This is a genomic window from Paraburkholderia sp. BGA-UO-ETr-F12 (assembly GCF_059567945.1).
On record NZ_JCAQOZ010000066.1, the window covers coordinates 607,106 to 624,082 of the forward strand.

General features: G+C 63.3%; 15 protein-coding genes. 1 reads left to right on the forward strand and 14 read right to left on the reverse strand.

The annotated features are described in order from the left end of the window. Positions 1 to 125: 125 nt before the first annotated feature. Positions 126 to 1,034: a LysR family transcriptional regulator gene (locus AC57B6_RS36275; protein ID WP_496423124.1), complete on the reverse strand. Its 909-nt coding sequence runs from the start codon at positions 1,032 to 1,034 to the stop codon at positions 126 to 128. Between the two features lie 126 nt (positions 1,035 to 1,160). Between AC57B6_RS36275 and gstA the strand changes: the two genes are divergently transcribed. Then, complete coding sequence (gstA, locus tag AC57B6_RS36280) at positions 1,161 to 1,781, forward strand: glutathione transferase GstA (RefSeq protein WP_496423125.1); 621 nt, start codon at positions 1,161 to 1,163, stop codon at positions 1,779 to 1,781. A gap of 69 nt (positions 1,782 to 1,850) precedes the next feature. Here the strand turns inward: gstA and astE are convergent, their stop codons facing one another. The 13 genes from astE to AC57B6_RS36345 all read right to left on the reverse strand — a co-directional run bounded on the left by astE (position 1,851) and on the right by AC57B6_RS36345 (position 16,952). Beyond that, positions 1,851 to 2,915, reverse strand: a complete 1,065-nt coding sequence (gene astE / locus AC57B6_RS36285; RefSeq protein ID WP_496423126.1) for a succinylglutamate desuccinylase — start codon at positions 2,913 to 2,915, stop codon at positions 1,851 to 1,853. Further along, complete coding sequence (astB, locus tag AC57B6_RS36290; protein ID WP_496423127.1) at positions 2,899 to 4,239, reverse strand: N-succinylarginine dihydrolase; 1,341 nt, start codon at positions 4,237 to 4,239, stop codon at positions 2,899 to 2,901. The genes astE and astB overlap by 17 nt, the downstream gene beginning before the upstream one ends. Positions 4,240 to 4,248: 9 nt before the next feature. Next, positions 4,249 to 5,712 carry a succinylglutamate-semialdehyde dehydrogenase gene (astD, locus tag AC57B6_RS36295; RefSeq protein ID WP_496423128.1) on the reverse strand — a complete coding sequence of 488 codons (1,464 nt, stop codon included), beginning with the start codon at positions 5,710 to 5,712 and terminating at the stop codon, positions 4,249 to 4,251. A 2-nt stretch (positions 5,713 to 5,714) separates the two neighbouring features. Next, positions 5,715 to 6,752 carry an arginine N-succinyltransferase gene (astA, locus tag AC57B6_RS36300; protein WP_030102585.1) on the reverse strand — a complete coding sequence of 346 codons (1,038 nt, stop codon included), beginning with the start codon at positions 6,750 to 6,752 and terminating at the stop codon, positions 5,715 to 5,717. Beyond that, positions 6,749 to 7,807 (reverse strand): arginine/ornithine succinyltransferase subunit alpha, encoded by a 1,059-nt coding sequence (gene aruF / locus AC57B6_RS36305; RefSeq protein WP_030102584.1) that lies wholly within the window; start codon positions 7,805 to 7,807, stop codon positions 6,749 to 6,751. Before aruF ends, astA begins: the two co-directional genes overlap by 4 nt. A gap of 28 nt (positions 7,808 to 7,835) precedes the next feature. After that, positions 7,836 to 9,071, reverse strand: coding sequence for an aspartate aminotransferase family protein (locus AC57B6_RS36310; RefSeq protein ID WP_496423129.1), 1,236 nt, complete (start codon positions 9,069 to 9,071; stop codon positions 7,836 to 7,838). A gap of 155 nt (positions 9,072 to 9,226) precedes the next feature. Then, positions 9,227 to 10,276, reverse strand: a complete 1,050-nt coding sequence (locus AC57B6_RS36315) for a GlxA family transcriptional regulator (protein WP_178368716.1) — start codon at positions 10,274 to 10,276, stop codon at positions 9,227 to 9,229. A gap of 37 nt (positions 10,277 to 10,313) precedes the next feature. After that, positions 10,314 to 11,105 carry an ABC transporter ATP-binding protein gene (locus AC57B6_RS36320; RefSeq protein ID WP_046565842.1) on the reverse strand — a complete coding sequence of 264 codons (792 nt, stop codon included), beginning with the start codon at positions 11,103 to 11,105 and terminating at the stop codon, positions 10,314 to 10,316. A gap of 80 nt (positions 11,106 to 11,185) precedes the next feature. Then, positions 11,186 to 11,899, reverse strand: a complete 714-nt coding sequence (locus AC57B6_RS36325) for an ABC transporter permease (protein WP_030102580.1) — start codon at positions 11,897 to 11,899, stop codon at positions 11,186 to 11,188. Between the two features lie 4 nt (positions 11,900 to 11,903). Next, entirely contained in the window at positions 11,904 to 12,593 is a 690-nt protein-coding gene (locus tag AC57B6_RS36330; RefSeq protein ID WP_496423130.1) for an ABC transporter permease, read from the reverse strand. 1,101 nt (positions 12,594 to 13,694) lie between these two features. Beyond that, complete coding sequence (locus AC57B6_RS36335) at positions 13,695 to 14,648, reverse strand: patatin-like phospholipase family protein (protein ID WP_030102578.1); 954 nt, start codon at positions 14,646 to 14,648, stop codon at positions 13,695 to 13,697. Positions 14,649 to 14,669: 21 nt separating this feature from the next. Further along, the gene (gene bamE, locus AC57B6_RS36340) at positions 14,670 to 15,221 is read right to left on the reverse strand and encodes an outer membrane protein assembly factor BamE domain-containing protein (RefSeq protein ID WP_496423131.1); all 552 of its coding nucleotides are present in this window, start codon (positions 15,219 to 15,221) and stop codon (positions 14,670 to 14,672) included. Between the two features lie 540 nt (positions 15,222 to 15,761). Next, positions 15,762 to 16,952: an acyl-CoA dehydrogenase family protein gene (locus AC57B6_RS36345; protein WP_496423132.1), complete on the reverse strand. Its 1,191-nt coding sequence runs from the start codon at positions 16,950 to 16,952 to the stop codon at positions 15,762 to 15,764. Between the last annotated feature and the right edge of the window lie 25 nt (positions 16,953 to 16,977).

Here is a 16,977-nt window from a genome sequence, read left to right on the forward strand (position 1 = left end):
CAGGCTTCCCAATGCACGCCTGGCGGGCACTTGGGCCCGCGCCTCGTTTGACGGAAGCGTCATGGCGCGCGTAAAGGCGCAATTACGTGTCGCGTTCAGGCAAAAAAATACCCTTGCGCACGCGCTCAGCGCGCCCCGTCGCCGGCAGCGAAATCGTCTTCGAGCCGCCGCGAAAGATGCGTGTAGACCGCCGCGACATGCGGCAGATGACGCGATTCAGGATGCGCGAGCACCCAGACCTGCGATTCGGCTTCGTCGAGTGGCGGCGTCAGTTGCACGAGATCGTCCCGCTCGCGCGCGAGAAAGGTCGGGAAGATGCCGACGCCGAAGCCGCGCACCACCATCTCGAACACCGCCATCACGCTATTGGTCTTGTAACGCGGTTCGACCGTGGGGCAATGACGCTTGCGCCACAGGATCGATGGATGATCGCCGAGCGAGCCGTCCGGGGTCACCCAGTCGCAGCGCGACAGCGCATCGGCGTCGCTTGCGTGAATGCCGCTCGCCTTCGCGGCGAACACCGCGATACGCAGCGGGCCGACATGTTTGCCCACCAGATGATCCGGTGCGCGCCGGGTGGCGCGCACGGCAATGTCGGCATCGCGTTTGGTCAGGCTCGCGAGACTGTTGGTGGCCGTCAACTCGAATGACAACGCCGGATGCATTGCCGCGAAATCGCGCAATGCGGGCAGCACGAGGCCGTAGAGCACGGTGTCGGTAGTCGTGACGTGAACACTGCCGGACACGCGGTCGCTGCTCGCCTGCACGGTCGAGCGCGCCGCCGCCAGTTCGCTTTCGATGCGTTCGGCATGGCGCGCCAGTTGCGCGCCAAGCGGTGTCGCGCGATAGCCGCTGCGCGAACGCTCGAACAAACGCTGACCCAGTCCGCGTTCAATCCGTTGCACGGAGCGAAAAATCGTCGACGCATCGATGCCCAGGCGAAGCGCGGCTTCCGCCAGCGTGCCGGCGCGCACCAGCGCAAGGATGGTCTGGGTATCCGCCGACGTCAGTTCGTATTGCGTTTTTGCACGCATGGTTTGGCAAGCCGCCTGTTTATTCTGAATGCGATCCGCGCTACTTTTACCACATCGACTTGTCGGCCGACGAGCCTTGCCACCGGCGCCTGCCGGCACTTCACTCTCGTTTTTAGCGGTGACACCATGAAACTCTACTATTCGCCGGGCGCCTGCTCGCTGGCCGTTCACATTGCATTGCGCGAAGCCGGGCTCGATTTCGAAACCGTCAAGGTCAACCTGCAAACGCACAAGCTCGCCAACGGCGACGATTACTATGCGATCTCGCCGCGCGGCTATGTGCCCCTCGTCGAATTCGCCGACGGCTCACGCCACACCGAAGGCGCGGCGCTGCTGCAGCACATTGCCGATCTCGCGCCGGAGCGTAGTCTATTGCCGGCCGCGGGCTCGCCGCAACGGCTCGCGGCAGTCGCATGGCTCACCTATATCAGCACGGAATTGCACAAGACGTTCAGCCCGTGGCTATGGCATCAGGAGACCGCCGATTCGACCAAGGCCGAATGCCGCGCGAAGCTCGCCACCCGCTTCGGCGAACTCGAGCGCCTGCTCACCGAACGCGATTATCTGAGCGGACAGTACTCGGTTGCCGACGCGTACGCGTTCACAGTGCTGAGCTGGGCGCGGATGCTCTCCATCGATCTGGGCGCGTATCCGCATCTGAACGCCTATCTGGCGCGCGTCGCAGCGCGGCCGACAGTGCGTGAAGCGATGGTGGCGGAAGGTTTGGTGAAGGCGGACGCGGCTTAAGCGTGCCCTTGCGCATGGGATGAAACGTTGCGCGCCTTCGGTGCGCAACGTTTCATCCACGAAGCGCCGTCAGACAAGACTGGACAGCGTCTCCTGCGTCGTCTCGACCACCATCAAGCCGGCGCGCAAGCCCGGCTTGACCGTCGCGTTCGGAAACACGATGCGTTCCTCGTCGCGACTCACGATATAGCGATAATCGCCGTCGCAGGCGAGTACCGTGCCCTTCGCGAACGGCGTGAAGTTCGGCACGTCCGCGGCCACCCGCAATTCGAACGCGTCGCTCTGCTTGGTAATCTGATCGATTACCGTAAAAGCACGCGGCAGTGCCGCATCCGGATGATTCCTTGCAATGCTGGTGCCCGCGAGCAGATGGCGCAGCGCTTCGTCCGCACCGGCAAAACGCGTCAGATCGTTCTGGCCGAACGGACGCACCTTGCCGAGTTCCAGCGTACACGCCTCGGCGCCGCATGCATGCGCGGTGAAATGCGAGTAAGTGTTGCCCTTGGTCGTATGAAGCAGCACCGCGCTGATGCGCGCCTCGCCGAGCCACTCGAACATGGCACGCGAAAACGGCATGCCCGTGTGCGGCAGCAGCGCGAACTGCTCGAATGCCGACGCGCGGATTGCCGTGTGCATGTCGATATGCCAGCGCGCGCCGCGTTCGGCCGATGCTGCGGCGAAGAACTGCGTCGCCGCGCGTTCCAATGCCGCCGCGCGCGGCGCTTCGTGGCTGTCCGGCAACTGCGCATGCCGTCCGCTGAAGAGGCGGTTCAGGTCGTCGTCGCGATACCGGCACGCGTCGCGCATGGCGTCGACGTTGCCGAGAATCACCAGCAGCCGGCAGGTCAGCGCAGCGCTGCCTCGCGCGATATCGCGCACGAGATACGAAAGTAATTCGATCGGCGCGGTCTCGTCGCCATGCACGCCGGCGGAAGCCAGCACGCTGCGCGCGCCCTTCTCCAGCGCCGTGGGTTCGAGTTGCAGAACGCCGTCGTCGAGCCACGAGCAGCGCACGCCGCCGTTCGCACATACGCCCTGCGTTTCCTGCGCGCCGGGGCGCGTGCCCGCCAGTGTGTAGGCAAGGAAATCGTCGAGCATCGCAAACCGCACGCCGTACTCAGCGCTGGAAGTCATACAGCGAACCCAGGCCGAGAATCTGCGTCAGTTCGTCAAGCGCGGTGCGCGATTCGGCGAGCAGTTGCGGATCGGTCAGATCGGTCGGTGCGAGGCGATCGCGATAGTGCTTCTCGATCCACGTATCGAGCCGGCCGAACAACTTGTCGTTGATCCACACGCCAGGCGTCACCGCCGCGCGTTCCGCCTCGTTCAGCACCACGCGCAGGCGCAGACACGCCGGACCGCCGCCGTTCTTCATGCTTTCACGCAGATCGAACACGAGCACGTCGTCGATCGGACCGGTATGCGAGGTCAGATCGTCGAGATACGCGGCGACACGCGGGTTCTCGCGGCATTCCTGCGGCACGACCAGCACCTGCTTGCCGTCCGGGCGGGTCAGCAACTGGCTGTTGAACAGGTACGACGTCACGGCATCGGATACGCTCACCTGCGCGTCCGGCACTTCGATCACGTTGAACCCGGCCTTCAGTCCGGCGAGTTTGGTGCGCAGTTCGTCGTACACCGCGTTCTGGTCGACGAACGCGAGTTGGTGGCAGAACAGCGTATTGCGATTGCCGACCGCGATCACGTCGTTGTGGAACACGCCCGCGTCGATCACATCGGGATTCTGCTGCGCGTACACCGTGGCCGCTTCTTCCAGACCGTGACGATGCGCGACCGCACGGCTCGCCTCGAAGGTCTGACGCGCCGGGAAACGCTTCGGCTCCGGTCCACGGCGATATTCGCTACGGCCGTACACGAAGAATTCGACACCACGGGTGCCGTATTCCGAGCAAAAACGCGTATGGTTCGCGGCGCCTTCGTCGCCGAGCGCCGGTGTCCCGGGCAGCGCCTCGTGCACCGCGAAACGATCGGAGTCGCTAAAAATCGCGCGCAAAGTGCGGCGGGTCGATTCGTGCTCGATCGCGCGATGCAGCTTGCTGCACAGATTGGCCGGCGTGAGATGCACGCGGCCGTCGTGCGTATCGGCCGACGGGCTCACCGTCGCCGCATTCGCGGTCCACATCGCTGACGCCGAACTCGCCGCGGCCAGCAACTCGGGCGCGTCTTTGGCCACGCGTGCGATCACCGTCGCGTCGTCGCCCGAAAAGCCGAGTTCGCGCAACAGGCGCATCGAAGGACGCTCCTGCGGCGGCAACACGCCTTGATGAAAGCCGAGATCGGCCAATTGCTTCATCTTGCGCAGGCCCTGCTTGGCGGCCGCTTTTGGATTCGCAATCGACTTCTCGTTGTTCTGCGATGCGACATTGCCGAACGAGAGTCCCGCGTAATTGTGGGTCGGGCCGACGAGACCGTCGAAATTGGCTTCAGTGGCTTGCATCGTCGATCCTTAGAATTGAAGACCCGGCGAGACGCTCGCGGGCATTTGCAGTTGCGCGCTTTCGACGGAGGCCATCGGATACGCGCAGTAGTCGGCCGCGTAGAACGCGCTCGGCCGGTGATTGCCCGAACGTCCCGGCCCACCGAACGGCGCGCCCGACGACGCGCCATTGGTCGGACGGTTCCAGTTGACGATGCCCGCGCGGATGGTGCGCTGGAAATGCGTCCACAGCGCTTCGTCGTCGGCGAGCAGCCCGGCGGAGAGGCCGAACTCGGTATCGTTGGCTTTTTCGAGCGCTTCGTTGAACGTGCTGTAGCGAATGATCTGCGCCAACGGTCCGAAATGTTCTTCGTCCGGCAGGTTCTTCACGTTCGTGACGTCCAGAATCGCAGGCGTGACGAAGCCCAGTTTCGGATCGCGCTGCTCCATCTTCAGGAGCGCCTTCGCGCCGTCGGCGAGCAAACGCTCCTGCGCCGCAACCAGACGCGAGGCCGCCCGCGCGGAAATCACCGCACCCATGAACGGCTGTGGATCGGCGTTGTATTCGCCGACGCCGATACGCGAGGTCACTTCGATCAGGCGTTCTACAAAGCGGTCGCCGAACGCGTCATTCGGTACGAAAATGCGGCGCGCGCAGGTGCAGCGCTGCCCTGCCGACAGAAACGCCGATTGAATCGTGTGATGCACGGCGGCGTCGACATCGGCCACGGGTCCGATCACGAGCGGATTGTTGCCACCCATCTCCAACGCCAGGACGATCTCCGGACGGCCGCCGAATTGCTTGTGCAGCAATGTTCCGGTATCCGAACTACCCGTGAAGAACAGGCCGTCGATCTGCCGATGATTGGCAAGCGCAATGCCCGTCTCTTTCTCGCCCTGCACGAGGTTCAGCACGCCGGCGGGCAAGCCCGCGTCGCGCCAGATCTGCACCGTGAGCGCCGCCACGCCTGGCGCCAGTTCCGACGGCTTGAACACCACCGCGTTACCCGCGATCAGTGCCGGGACGATATGCCCGTTCGGCAGGTGCCCGGGGAAGTTATACGGCCCGAACACCGCGACCACCCCGTGCGGACGATGCCGAAGCACGGCGGTACCGTCAGCCATCGGCGAACGTTTTTCACCGGTGCGCTCGTTGTACGACTGAATCGAGATCTCGACCTTCGCCGCCATCGAAGCCGCTTCGGTACGGGCTTCCCACAGCGGCTTACCCGTCTCGCGGCCAATCGCTTCGGCCAACGCTTCCTTGCGTTCCGTCACGAGCGCAGCAAAACGGCGCACCACGCCGCAACGCTCGTCGAGACTCAATGCCGACCATGCCGCGAATGCACGGCGTGCGCTGCGCACAGCACGATCGACGTCGTCCGCCGAGGCGCTATTGCCTTCCCACACCGCCGCGCCCGTACCCGGGTTGCGCGACGCGAATGCGGGTCCTGTGCCGGCGGCCCATTCGCCGTCGATGAAAAGCTCGCTCATGATCATCCCTGTTTATGTTTCAGCGGCAGCACCCGCACCGGGTCGCCTGCCTTGACGTCGAGCGCGGCCGCTTCGGCGGCGCTCATGCGGAACACGCCGTCTTGCGGCACGCCCGCCGCGACGCCCACGCGAAAATCGCCCAGCGACGTGTTCGATACCAGCGAACGCGGCGCATCCTGCGGCGCGCCTGCCGGCACATTGGCAATCTCCACCGGCACCACCACGCTTTCGCGCACGGTGCGCAAGTCGGCGATATGGCATTCGAGCACCGGGCCTGCATCGAAAATATCGACGTGGTTCTCGTAGCGCAGCCCTTCGGATTCGAGCATGCGGCGCGCCGGAATCGTGTCGCTGTGCGTGAGTCCGACGCATTCCTGTGCTTCTTCCGGCAGCAGTTCGACATACACCGGATAGCGCGGCATCAACTCGGCGAGAAACGCCTTGCGGCCGTGCGAGCTCAGATAGTCCGCCGCGTTGAAATCGATCTGGTAGAAATGCGAGCCCACCGCGCGCCAGAACGGCGAGGTGCCGTTCGCATCGAAATGGCCGCGCAATTCCGCGCACAAACGCTGCGGAAAACGTTCGCGGAACTGCGCCAGAAACATGAAGCGCGAACGCGACAGCAGACCGCCGACGCCGCTCGTGCGATACCGCGGGCTCAGGAACAGCGAACACACTTCGGCGTAACCCGTCAGGTCATGCGAAATATTCAGTGCGCGCATGCGCGTCCAGATGCCGAGGTCCTGGCTCGCGTGAACCACGGTGCTCACGCGGTAGTTGTAAAACGGTTGCTGGAGGCCGACCGCGGTTTCGATCCCGCATACGCCTGCCACGTCGCCGGTATCGGTGTCTTCCATCACGAAGAAATAACCGGCTTCGTGCGGCTCGGCCTTGTCTTCCATCGTGCGGCGCGCCCGTTCGACGCGCGCCGCGAGTGCATCACGATCCGGCTTGAAGGTGGTGAGGCCTGGGCCCGTCTCCTGCGCGAGCCGCATGAGCGCGTCCACATCGCCTCGTTGCACAACGCGAACGACGATCATTGTGCGTCTCCCAAAGATTCTTCCTGATGCGGCTGATGCAGCGGCACACAGCGTACCGCGTCGCCCTCCTGCACCCCGAGCGCGGCACGCGCCGCATGCGACAGCGACGCGCCGCTTGCCTGGCCGCCCGGCAAGGTGTCGAGTACGCAGCGGAACTCACCGTCCGCGCCGTTATGCGCGATCAGATACGTCGAGCCTCCAGCCGCCGCGCCCGCTTCCCGCACCACGCGGGTTTCATTGCGCGTCACGCAGGCGCTGCGATCGACCTGCGCGGTCAACACCGGACCCGCGTCGAAAATATCGATAAAGCGATCCGTCTCGAAGCCTTCTTCGAGGTGAATCTCATAAGCGAGCAGCGCCTTCGAATCCGGCTCGCCGAGCACGCGCTGCGCCGCTTCCGGCAGCAAGGGCACGTAAATCGGATAGGTCGGCATCACTTCGGCGATGAACGTGCGGCTGCGTCCACCCGATTCGATTTCGATGTCGGCGAAATTGCGCCCGAAGAACTTGCGCCCCACCGCTTCCCAGAACGGCGACACACCTGAGTCGTCGGTCACGCCGAGCAGCAACGAGAACACTTCCGGCGTGAAGCGCTTGCGATTGGCCGCGATATACATCATCCGGGCCCGCGACATCAGATGCGCGGCCGCATCGCCACGCAGCGATGGATCGATATAAAAACCCGCGAGCCGGCTCTTGCCCGTCAACTCGTGCGACATGGTCAGCGCGTGAATCTTGCGATTCACATGCAACTCGCGCGATGCATGAATCAGCGCGTCGTTGCGAAACGCGTAGAACGGGTCTGAATAACCGGCGGCGGCAACGATGCTCGCCGTACCCATCAGCTTGCCGCTCTGCGCATCTTCGAGCACGAACAGATAGAACTCCTCGCCCGGAAAATCGACGTCCGCGCGAAACGAGTCTTCCGACAACGCGACGCGCGCTTCGAGCGCGTGCCGGTCGTGCGGCAGCGAATGCAGCACCGGTTGCGCGGTGCGCGCCATGTGTTCCAGCGCATCGAGATCGGCGAGGCGACCGGGGCGTACGAAGAGCATCGTCGTTCCTGTTGAGTGTGACGCCTGATTAACGGGCGGCCGCTTCAGCGGTTGCGCCGACCACTTCGTCGATCGCCTTAGCCAGACGCGCGAAACCTTCGTACATGTCGTCGAGCGGAATGATCAGCGACGGGACGAAGCGCAACACGTCCGGACCCGCCATCAGCATGATCACGCCATGCTTGCCGGCAGCCGTGACGAAGTCTTTCGCACGGCCCTTGAATGCTTCGGTCAACTCCGCACCGATCAGAAGACCCTTGCCGCGCACTTCCTTGAAGATGCCGAAGCGATCGTTGAGCTTCGCCAACTGACCTTTCAGCGCTTCGCTGCGCGCATGCACGCCTTCCAGCAGCTTCGGATCGCTGATCAGTTCGACCACCTTCTCCGCGATTGCCGAGCCCAGCGGATTGCCGCCGTAGGTCGTGCCATGCACACCGACCTTGAAGTACGCGGCCAGTTCGCTGGTGGTCAGCATTGCGCCGATCGGGAAACCGTTGCCGAGCGCTTTCGCGGTGGTCAGGATATCCGGCGTCACGCCGGTTTCCTGATAGGCGTAGAAATAGCCGCTGCGGCCCACCCCCGTTTGTACCTCGTCAAAAATCAGCAGTGCGCCGTGCTGATCGCAGGCTTCGCGCAGCGCCTTCAGGAAGGCCGGATCCGCCGGGATCACGCCGCCCTCGCCCTGAATCGGCTCGACGATCACCGCGCAGGTTTGCGCGCCAATTGCCTTCTTCGCCGCTTCGATGTCGTTGTACGGCAGATGGGTGATGCCCGCCGGCACCGGGCCGAAGCCTTCCGAATACTTCGGCTGGCCGCCGACGCTCACGGTGAAGAACGTGCGGCCATGAAACGACTGTGTGAACGAGATGATTTCGGCTTTGTCCGCGCCATGACGATCGAACGCGACACGGCGCGCCAGCTTCAGCGCCGCTTCATTCGCTTCCGCGCCCGAGTTGGCGAAGAATGCGCGGTCGGCGAAGGTCAGCGCTTCGAGGCGTTTGGCGAGACGCAACACCGGTTCGTTGGTGTAGCCGTTACCGATGTGCCACAGCTTGCCGCCCTGCTCGTGCAGGACCTTCAGCAGCTCAGGATGCGCGTGACCGAGCGCGGTCACGGCAATGCCGCCGGCGAAGTCGATATAGTCGCGGCCTTCCGTGTCCCAGACGCGTGAGCCGAGACCGCGATCCGGCACGAACCCGGCGGGCGAAAACACCGGCACCATCACTTCGTCGAAGGTCTGGCGTGTCACAGTCAGGTCGTTCATGGCAAATCCTCGTTACAGGTGAGAGGTAATACACGTAGTGTAGGAAACCGCACGCGATACGTCTTGCGCATACGCGACGCTTTCTATGAGCTTCCGGGCGGATCGGCGTTGCATCAGCCGCAAACCGCGCGTTTTTCGCGTGCTTCCCGGCGCGCCTAATCCGCCTCGCCGGGCGGTTCGATCAGCGCGGCCGGTCGCGGCTCACTGGCCGCGGTGCCGCTCGCGCCCGTCTGCTTATCGATCCAGTTGCGACGATCCTCGCGTGGTGTGACACCAAAGCGTTCGCGGTAAGCATTCGAAAAGTGCGCCGCGGACGAAAATCCGCAAGCCAGGCTGATCTGCACCACCGATTTGCTGGTGCGCTGCAATTGCGTGCGCGCTTTCGAAAGCCGCAGGCCTAGATAGTATTTGGACGGCATCGAGCCGAGATACTGGCGAAACAGCCGTTCCAGCTGCCGCCGCGACACGCCGACGAGACCGGCAATGTCATCGGTGGTCAGCGGGTCTTCGATATTCGCTTCCATCAGCATCAGCGCGTCGTTCAGGCGCGGATGCCGCTCGCCCGGCGCGGTCACAAACGGAATACGTTGCCGCTCTTCGCCCGCGCGCAACACGCCGACGCCCAGCGTATCGGCAATCCGGTCCGCCAGTTCCGGCCCGTGATCGCGGCCGATCATCGCGAGCATGAAGTCGACTGTTGCCTGACCGCCCGCGCAGGTGGCGCGATCGCGGTCGATTTCGAAGATCTGCTGGGTGACGATCGAGCGCTCGAACTGCTCGGAGAACTGCTGATAGGTTTCCCAGTTCACGCTCACGCGGTAGCCGGACAACTGCCCAGCCATCGCGAGCCACCAGACCCCGTGATGAATGCCGGTGACGAGCGGCGTGCGCTGCCCGACCCGCGAAAGACGCGCGAGAAACAGGCGATAGTCGGCGAATTGCTGGAACCGTTCGCTGACGATGATCAGCCAGTCGCACGCGATCGCATCGCCGAAGGCGGCATCGGCCGGCCATTGCGCGCCGCCCGACAGAGGCACCGCGCGGCCGTCCCACGAACACACCTGCACGCGGTACAGCGCGCGGCCGTCGATTTCATTGGCGAGATTGAGGGCGTCGACGATCGGCCCGACGCCCGACATCGACACCGGCGGCAAAGCGACGATCGCGACCTGGGTGGTGCGAGCCGGGTTGGACGTGCGAGCCATCACTTATCGGTAAAACGCGGAACGCGCGAGCGGCGCGTTACTTCAGGCTGCCGGACAGGAACTGCTTGAGCCGTTCGCTGCGCGGCGTGCTCAGCACTTCGGCGGGCAGGCCCTCTTCTTCGGTACGGCCCTGATGCAGGAACATCACGTGGTTCGACACATTGCGCGCAAAACCCATTTCGTGCGTGACGACGATCATGGTGCGGCCTTCTTCGGCGAGCTTCTGCATCACTTTCAGCACTTCGCCGACCAGTTCGGGGTCGAGCGCGGAGGTCGGCTCGTCGAACAGCATCACGTCGGGGTTCATGGCCAGCGCGCGTGCAATGGCCACGCGCTGCTGCTGGCCGCCCGACAGATGCGACGGGTACTGTTTTTCCAGACGCGGCGCGAGGCCGACCTTCTCGAGATATTCGCGGGCCCGGTCTTCGGCTTCGCGACGCGGCAGGCCGAGCACATGAATCGGCGCTTCGACGATGTTCTCGATCACATTCATGTGCGCCCACAAGTTGAAGTGCTGGAACACCATCGCCAGTTTCGTGCGGATGCGTTGCAGTTGCTTGTGATCGGCCACTTCGAGATTGCCGGCGCGATCGGTTTTGGTCTTGACCGTTTCGCCGTCGACGACGATCTGCCCCGCGTTCGGCCGCTCCAGAAAATTGATGCAGCGCAGGAAGGTGCTCTTGCCCGATCCGCTCGCGCCGATGATGCTGATCACGTCGCCCTTGTTCGCGTTCAGCGAGACGCCCTTGAGCACTTCATTGTCGCCGTAGCGTTTGTGGATGTCCTGAACGGCGAGCTTGCAAGCTTCGGTTTGAGTCGTGTGGAGCAAGATGCTCTCCCTTTGAAAATACGGATCAATCTACGTGACAGCGCGCAACCGGCCGCGCCGCTCAATCGAAACAGGCCTGCTCAGTGCGTGCGCACCGCCAGGTATCCCAGCCAGTGACGCTCGGCGCGGCGGAACAGGGCCACCAGGGCGAACGAAACGACGAGGTAAATCAGCGCCGCGAGGCCAAACGCATCGAACGACTGATAGGTGGCCGAATTCGCGTCGCGCGCCACCTTCAGGATGTCCGGCACCGTGGCCGTAAACGCGACCGTGGTGGCATGCAGCATCAGGATTACTTCGTTACTGTACAACGGGAGCGCCCTACGCAGCGCGGACGGTATCACAATGCGGCGGTACATCGTGAACCAGCTCATGCCGTAGGCACGGGCCGCTTCCACTTCGCCGTGCGAAGTCGAGCGGATTGCGCCGGCGAAAATCTCGGTAGTGTACGCGCAGGTGTTCAGCGCGAAGGCGAGAATCGCGCAGTGAAAGCCGCTGCGGAAAAACGCGTCGAGCAACTGATGCGAGCGCACGAATTCCAGGCTGTACATGCCGGTGTAGATCAGCAGCAGTTGCACATACAGGGGCGTGCCGCGAAACACATAGGTATAGAGACGCACCGGCGTCGACAGCCAGCGTTTCTTCGAGACGCGCGCCACTGCGAGCGGAATGGCCATGAAAAAACCGATGCCGATCGACGCCACCAGCAGCCACAGCGTGACGGCCAGACCGGACATGCGCTGACCGTCCCAGTAGAGGAACGCGCGCCAGAATTGATTGAGGATATCGATCATGGTGTTAGAGCTCCGCGTGGCGCACGCCGATCGAATAGCGCTTTTCCAGCCGGATCAGCACGAGGTTCGACGCGGTGGTGATCGCCAGATAGATCAGCGCGGCGATCAGGATGAAGAAGAACATGTTGAAGGTGCTTTTACCGGCGTCCTGGGCGGCTTTGACGACATCGGCGAGACCGATGATCGACACCAGCGCCGTGGCCTTGACCAGCACCTGCCAGTTGTTGCCGATGCCGGGCAGCGCGAAGCGCATCATTTGCGGAAACAGGATGCGTGTGAACACGCGCGCGCCGCTCATGCCGTACGCACTGCCCGCTTCGAGCTGGCCGCGCGGTACGGCGAGGAATGCGCCGCGAAAGGTCTCGGTGAAATACGCGCCGTAGATGAAGCCGAGGGTGAGCACGCCGGCGACGAACGGGTCGATATCGAACTGCGGCAGACCGAGGGCGTCGGTGAGATTGTTGACGGCGATCTGGATGCTGTAGAACAGCAGCAGCATCAGCACGAGGTCGGGCACTGAGCGGATCAGTGTCGTATAGCCGGTTGCGATTGCGCGCAGCGGGCGATTGAACGAGAGTTTCGCCGCCGCGCCCGCGAGGCCGAGCAGCACGGAGGCTGCCAGCGACAGAACAGACAGCTCGATCGTCTGGATCGTACCGGCCAGTAGCACTGGACCAAAGCCGTAAAGGAACACGCGTGTCTCCATCCAGGTTTTATTGACGATGTCATGGATGGGGGGGCGGGTTGTGGGCGTCCGACTCATCCGGCATGGCGCGGAGTCTCGCAAGCGGAAATTAATTTCTCAAAGAAGGTGGAAGGTTGTGCTGCGGTGCAGCAATTGTTGGTTTGGGGTGGGTTGCTGGCTGCGGGGCTTGGTTTTGTGGGGGATATGGTTTTGTAAGGTGCGATGCGCGCTGTCGGCGCTGCTGCGATTTAGCAAGTTTTGAGTCGCTTTTTTGATAGATGTGGGCGGGGGTTTTGCCTGCCCGGCAGGTGGGGGCCTGCGCGGCGCTTTTTTGTTGTTGGTCGGACTCTTTGGCCTTTCCTTGCTGTGTTAGTGGTCCGTTCTCTTGCTGGTCTTTTGGCCTTTCCTTGTTTTGTTAGTGGTCTATTAGCGTTGCCCCTGTGCGGGGCGGCACCTACTTTTCTTTGCCTGCCGCAAAGAAAAGTAGGCAAAAGAAAGCGGCTCAAACCGCCAGCTCATAAGTGGGTCCCCCTGGCTTGGAGGAGGTAGTGGTGCATCTGGAATCTGTCGCCTCGCACACTCCGCCTTAGTGACAAGGCAGTCATACCTCCGGCGGCGCTGCGCGCGCCGATACCCCATTCATAAAACCGTCCCTGCGTTTCCCCCACACGCCCGCTTGGCGTATGGGCCGGTTGTGTCCGGAACCGCTATCGCCGGCATCATTTCATTCGAAGTACGAATATTTAACAGCGCAGGCCTCTGGGCTTGCTCGCTACGCGAATCAAACCCGCGGGTTTCCCTGGCAGACCCGTCCGCGACGCACGCAGTGCGGAGTGGGAGCTGATGAGCGCCTTGTCGCTAACGCGGAGTGTGCGGGGGCACGGATTCCAGATGCACCACTACCGTGGCTGTGCGGGGGACCCGCTTATGAGCTGGCGGGGTGAGCCGCTTTCTTTTGCCTACTTTTCTTTGCGGCAGGCAAAGAAAAGTAGGTGCCGCCCCGCACAGGGGCAACGCTAATAGACCACTAACAAAACAAGGAAAGGCCAAGAGACAAAAACAAAAAAATCATCACAAAGACCCCCACCCGCCGGGCAGGCAAAAAAAACCCTACCCCATCCCCAACCGCGCCCGAATCGCCGGCAACATAACCTCCACCGCCGCCCGGCCTTCTTCCATGGCCGGCCCAGCCCGGTGAAAATCAAAAATCCCCATCCCGCCCAACCGCGGCTGAATCAAAATATCGGCCGGCTCGCCAGCGAGGCGACTCCGCGTAATCCGCACCTGCATGATGTCAATGCTCTGCGCAATCGAACTCAGCATCGAAGGCACCCGCGCACTCGGCGGCGGCGGCACCCGCACATCGTCGGAAGCACGCGCCTCGGCAGGGGCCAGCCACTTCGGCCACGGCTTGCCGTTACGCCGCAATGACCCCGGCGGCGGCGCATCCGGATCGAGCGCGGGCGTATCCACCACCGCGCCGCCAAAATCGCGCCCATTCAGAATGTCATTGTTCAAATCGACAGCAATCACGCAGTCCGCCCGCATGCCGCGCGCCACCGAAACCGGCACCGGATTGCTCAAGCCACCATCCACCAGCCAGACACCGTTGTGAAACACCGGCGTGAAAATCCCCGGAATCGCAATCGAAGCGCGCACCGCGTCGACCACACTGCCATCCTGCAACCAGCTCTCGCGCCCCGAATCGAGTTCGGTGGCCACCGCCGCAAACGGCATGTTCAACTGGGCAATCGAGCAACCGTTGAACTTGTCCGCGAATATCTTGATCACCTTGCGTCCGCCCAGCAAGCCACCCGACAGCCGCAGATCGAGTAGCCGCACCACCGTCTGCCAGGTCAGCCGCGACACCCACTCCTCCAGCCAGTCGAGGTCGCCGTTCGCGTAGATCGCGCCCACCAGCGCGCCGATCGACGTGCCGCACACCACGTCCGGCTTGATGCCCGCATCGTGCAACGCGCGAATCGCACCGATATGCGCCCAGCCGCGCGCGGCACCGCCCCCCAACACCAGCCCGATCCGGTTATATCGACGTCGATGGATCATGTGTTCCCCGCTTTTTATCGACTAGCGCCCACGTATCACATCCGAACGCGATGTCGTGTACACCTTCTGATATTGATCGAAGTGCACGTTGAAAATACCCTCTTCAGTCACGCCCCGCTCGCGCCATTTCCAGCTCCAGACGGTTTCCGGCTTGAGCGGAAACACCGCGACCTGGCCTGGCTTGCCGAGCAGGCGGCGCACCTCGTCCTCGGTCATGCCGATGCGAATCTTCGCGAAGTTCTCGGCGGTCAGCACCTGCGTGATCGCCTGCAATTTCCCGTCACGGTCGATGTCGACCATGTACGTGTTCAGCCCTTGCGGCCCACGCGGATATTCGAAACGCTTCGAGCCGTCGGTAAACGTCCGTTCGGTTTCCGGTTTGCCCATCTGGTCGCGAATCTGCGCCTCGGTGGTCATGCCCGGCGTCATATTCTTGAGCAGTAACGCGTCCGGCTTGACGGCGTTGAAGAAGTCCTTGAGTTTTCGCACGGCGCGGTCGCTCTGTTGGTCGTCGCAGCCGGTCAGCGCAACGCACCCGGCCAGCATGACGACAGTCAGCAATTTGAGGCTCACAGCGAGTTTCCTGTAGGGACGCGAAGCGCTCAGCCCACCCGCATCCCGTTGTGTAGAGGTTGCTACATAATAAACAGGATAACCGGCCACGGAAAAAACCGCGAGCGGGCGGCACGCGGCCATAAGCGGTCGTGCGGTGCGGTATGGCGACAGGGAGAGCAAAACCCGTGAAAACGGGCGCCCCAAGCAAAAAGGCGACGCTGTGCAAAGCGTCGCCGGAATCGGCCGGTCTGGTCGATTGGGTCAATCGGGAATGTGATGGCGGCCAGCCGGCCGCCTGAAGCGAAGCACCGTGGACGGCGCGCAGCGGTCCGGTCCCGGGCAAGGCGGCGAGAGACCTTGGCCTCTAACCTTGCGCCATCGCCGGAATAACAGACCGCTGCTTGTCTGGCCGCCCTGGTCCCTCGATAAGCCTTCCAGGTGCAGTTAATCTAAACGGATTGGCGGATTTAGACGAGTGCGCGTTTACACCAAATCGGCAGAGGATTCGCCGTGCGCCGCGCGGGCGTTGCCGATCCTTTGCCGATCAGGCATGCCTGTTCACGCATGAAGCCAGGCTGCGAAACCCGCGCGCCCGGCTCCCTGCAATACCGAATCGTTCTGTGGCGTATGAATCCGCGCGCACAACACATCGCGATAATGACGCTCGAGCGGATTGTCACGACTCAAGCCGGGATTGCCGCTCGCCTCGACGGCCAGTTGCACCGCCTCGATGGCCTGATTCGTCACCGTGTATTTGATCAGCGGCGCTTCGTCGAGCGTCACGCGTTCGGCATGCGCGCCTGCGTCGAGCAACACGCGATTGCTGAACAGCAGCGCGTCGATGCGGCCGAGCGTCTGCTGGAACGCGGGCAGACTCGCGAGCGGCGCGCCGAGGTTGCCGGGTGTGCGTCCGGCCGCCCATTGCGCGAACCAGTCGCGCGCGGCCCGTGCGATGCCGTCGTATACAGCGGACAACAGCACGCTCATCCACGCAAAGCCGAGTGGATCGAGTCCGGCACTCGGCTCGCCAGGTAGATGAACGTCAACCGCGTGACTGGCCGGCACGAACACGTTGTCGAATACAAGCTCGTGACTGCCCGTGGCGCGCATGCCCAGATGATTCCATTCGCTGCCGACCCGCACGCCAGGCGTATCGCGATGCACCAGCCATACGCCGACCCGCGGCGGCGTCTCGTCGCTGCGCGCCCATACCGCGAGCCACGTGAGGCCGGGGCTGCCGGTCGAGTACAGCTTGCTGCCGTCGATGATCCAGCCATCGGCGCTGCGCTTCGCGATAGTCGACGGTAAGCCGCCGCGTGCGGGCGTACCCAGTTCGGGTTCGACGCGCAGCGAGTTGATCAGCGCGCCGTCGCGCACCGCTTCACGCGCCACGCGTTCGCGCAGTTCGACAGGCCAATGCGGATTGCCCTGCAAGCGATGATGAAACAGGTACTGCATCACCAGCACCAGCGCCGTGGACGGCTCGCCGCGCGCCACCGCGCGCACCACCTTCAACGCCTGCGGCAGGCTCGCCCCGGCGCCGCCGAGCGATGCGGGCACCGTCAACGAAAGCAGATCGAATTCGTGCAGGCGCGCCAGGTTGGCGTGCGGAAATTCCGCCGTGCGGTCATAGTGGGCCGCGCTGACCGCAAACTCGCTCGTGAGCTGCGCGAGCAAGGCGTCGAACATATCGCTATCGAGCGGTGGATGACGGCGCGTCACCGCGCTTTCGGCAATCGGGGCATTCATGCGGGGACTCCAGGAAACCGCATCG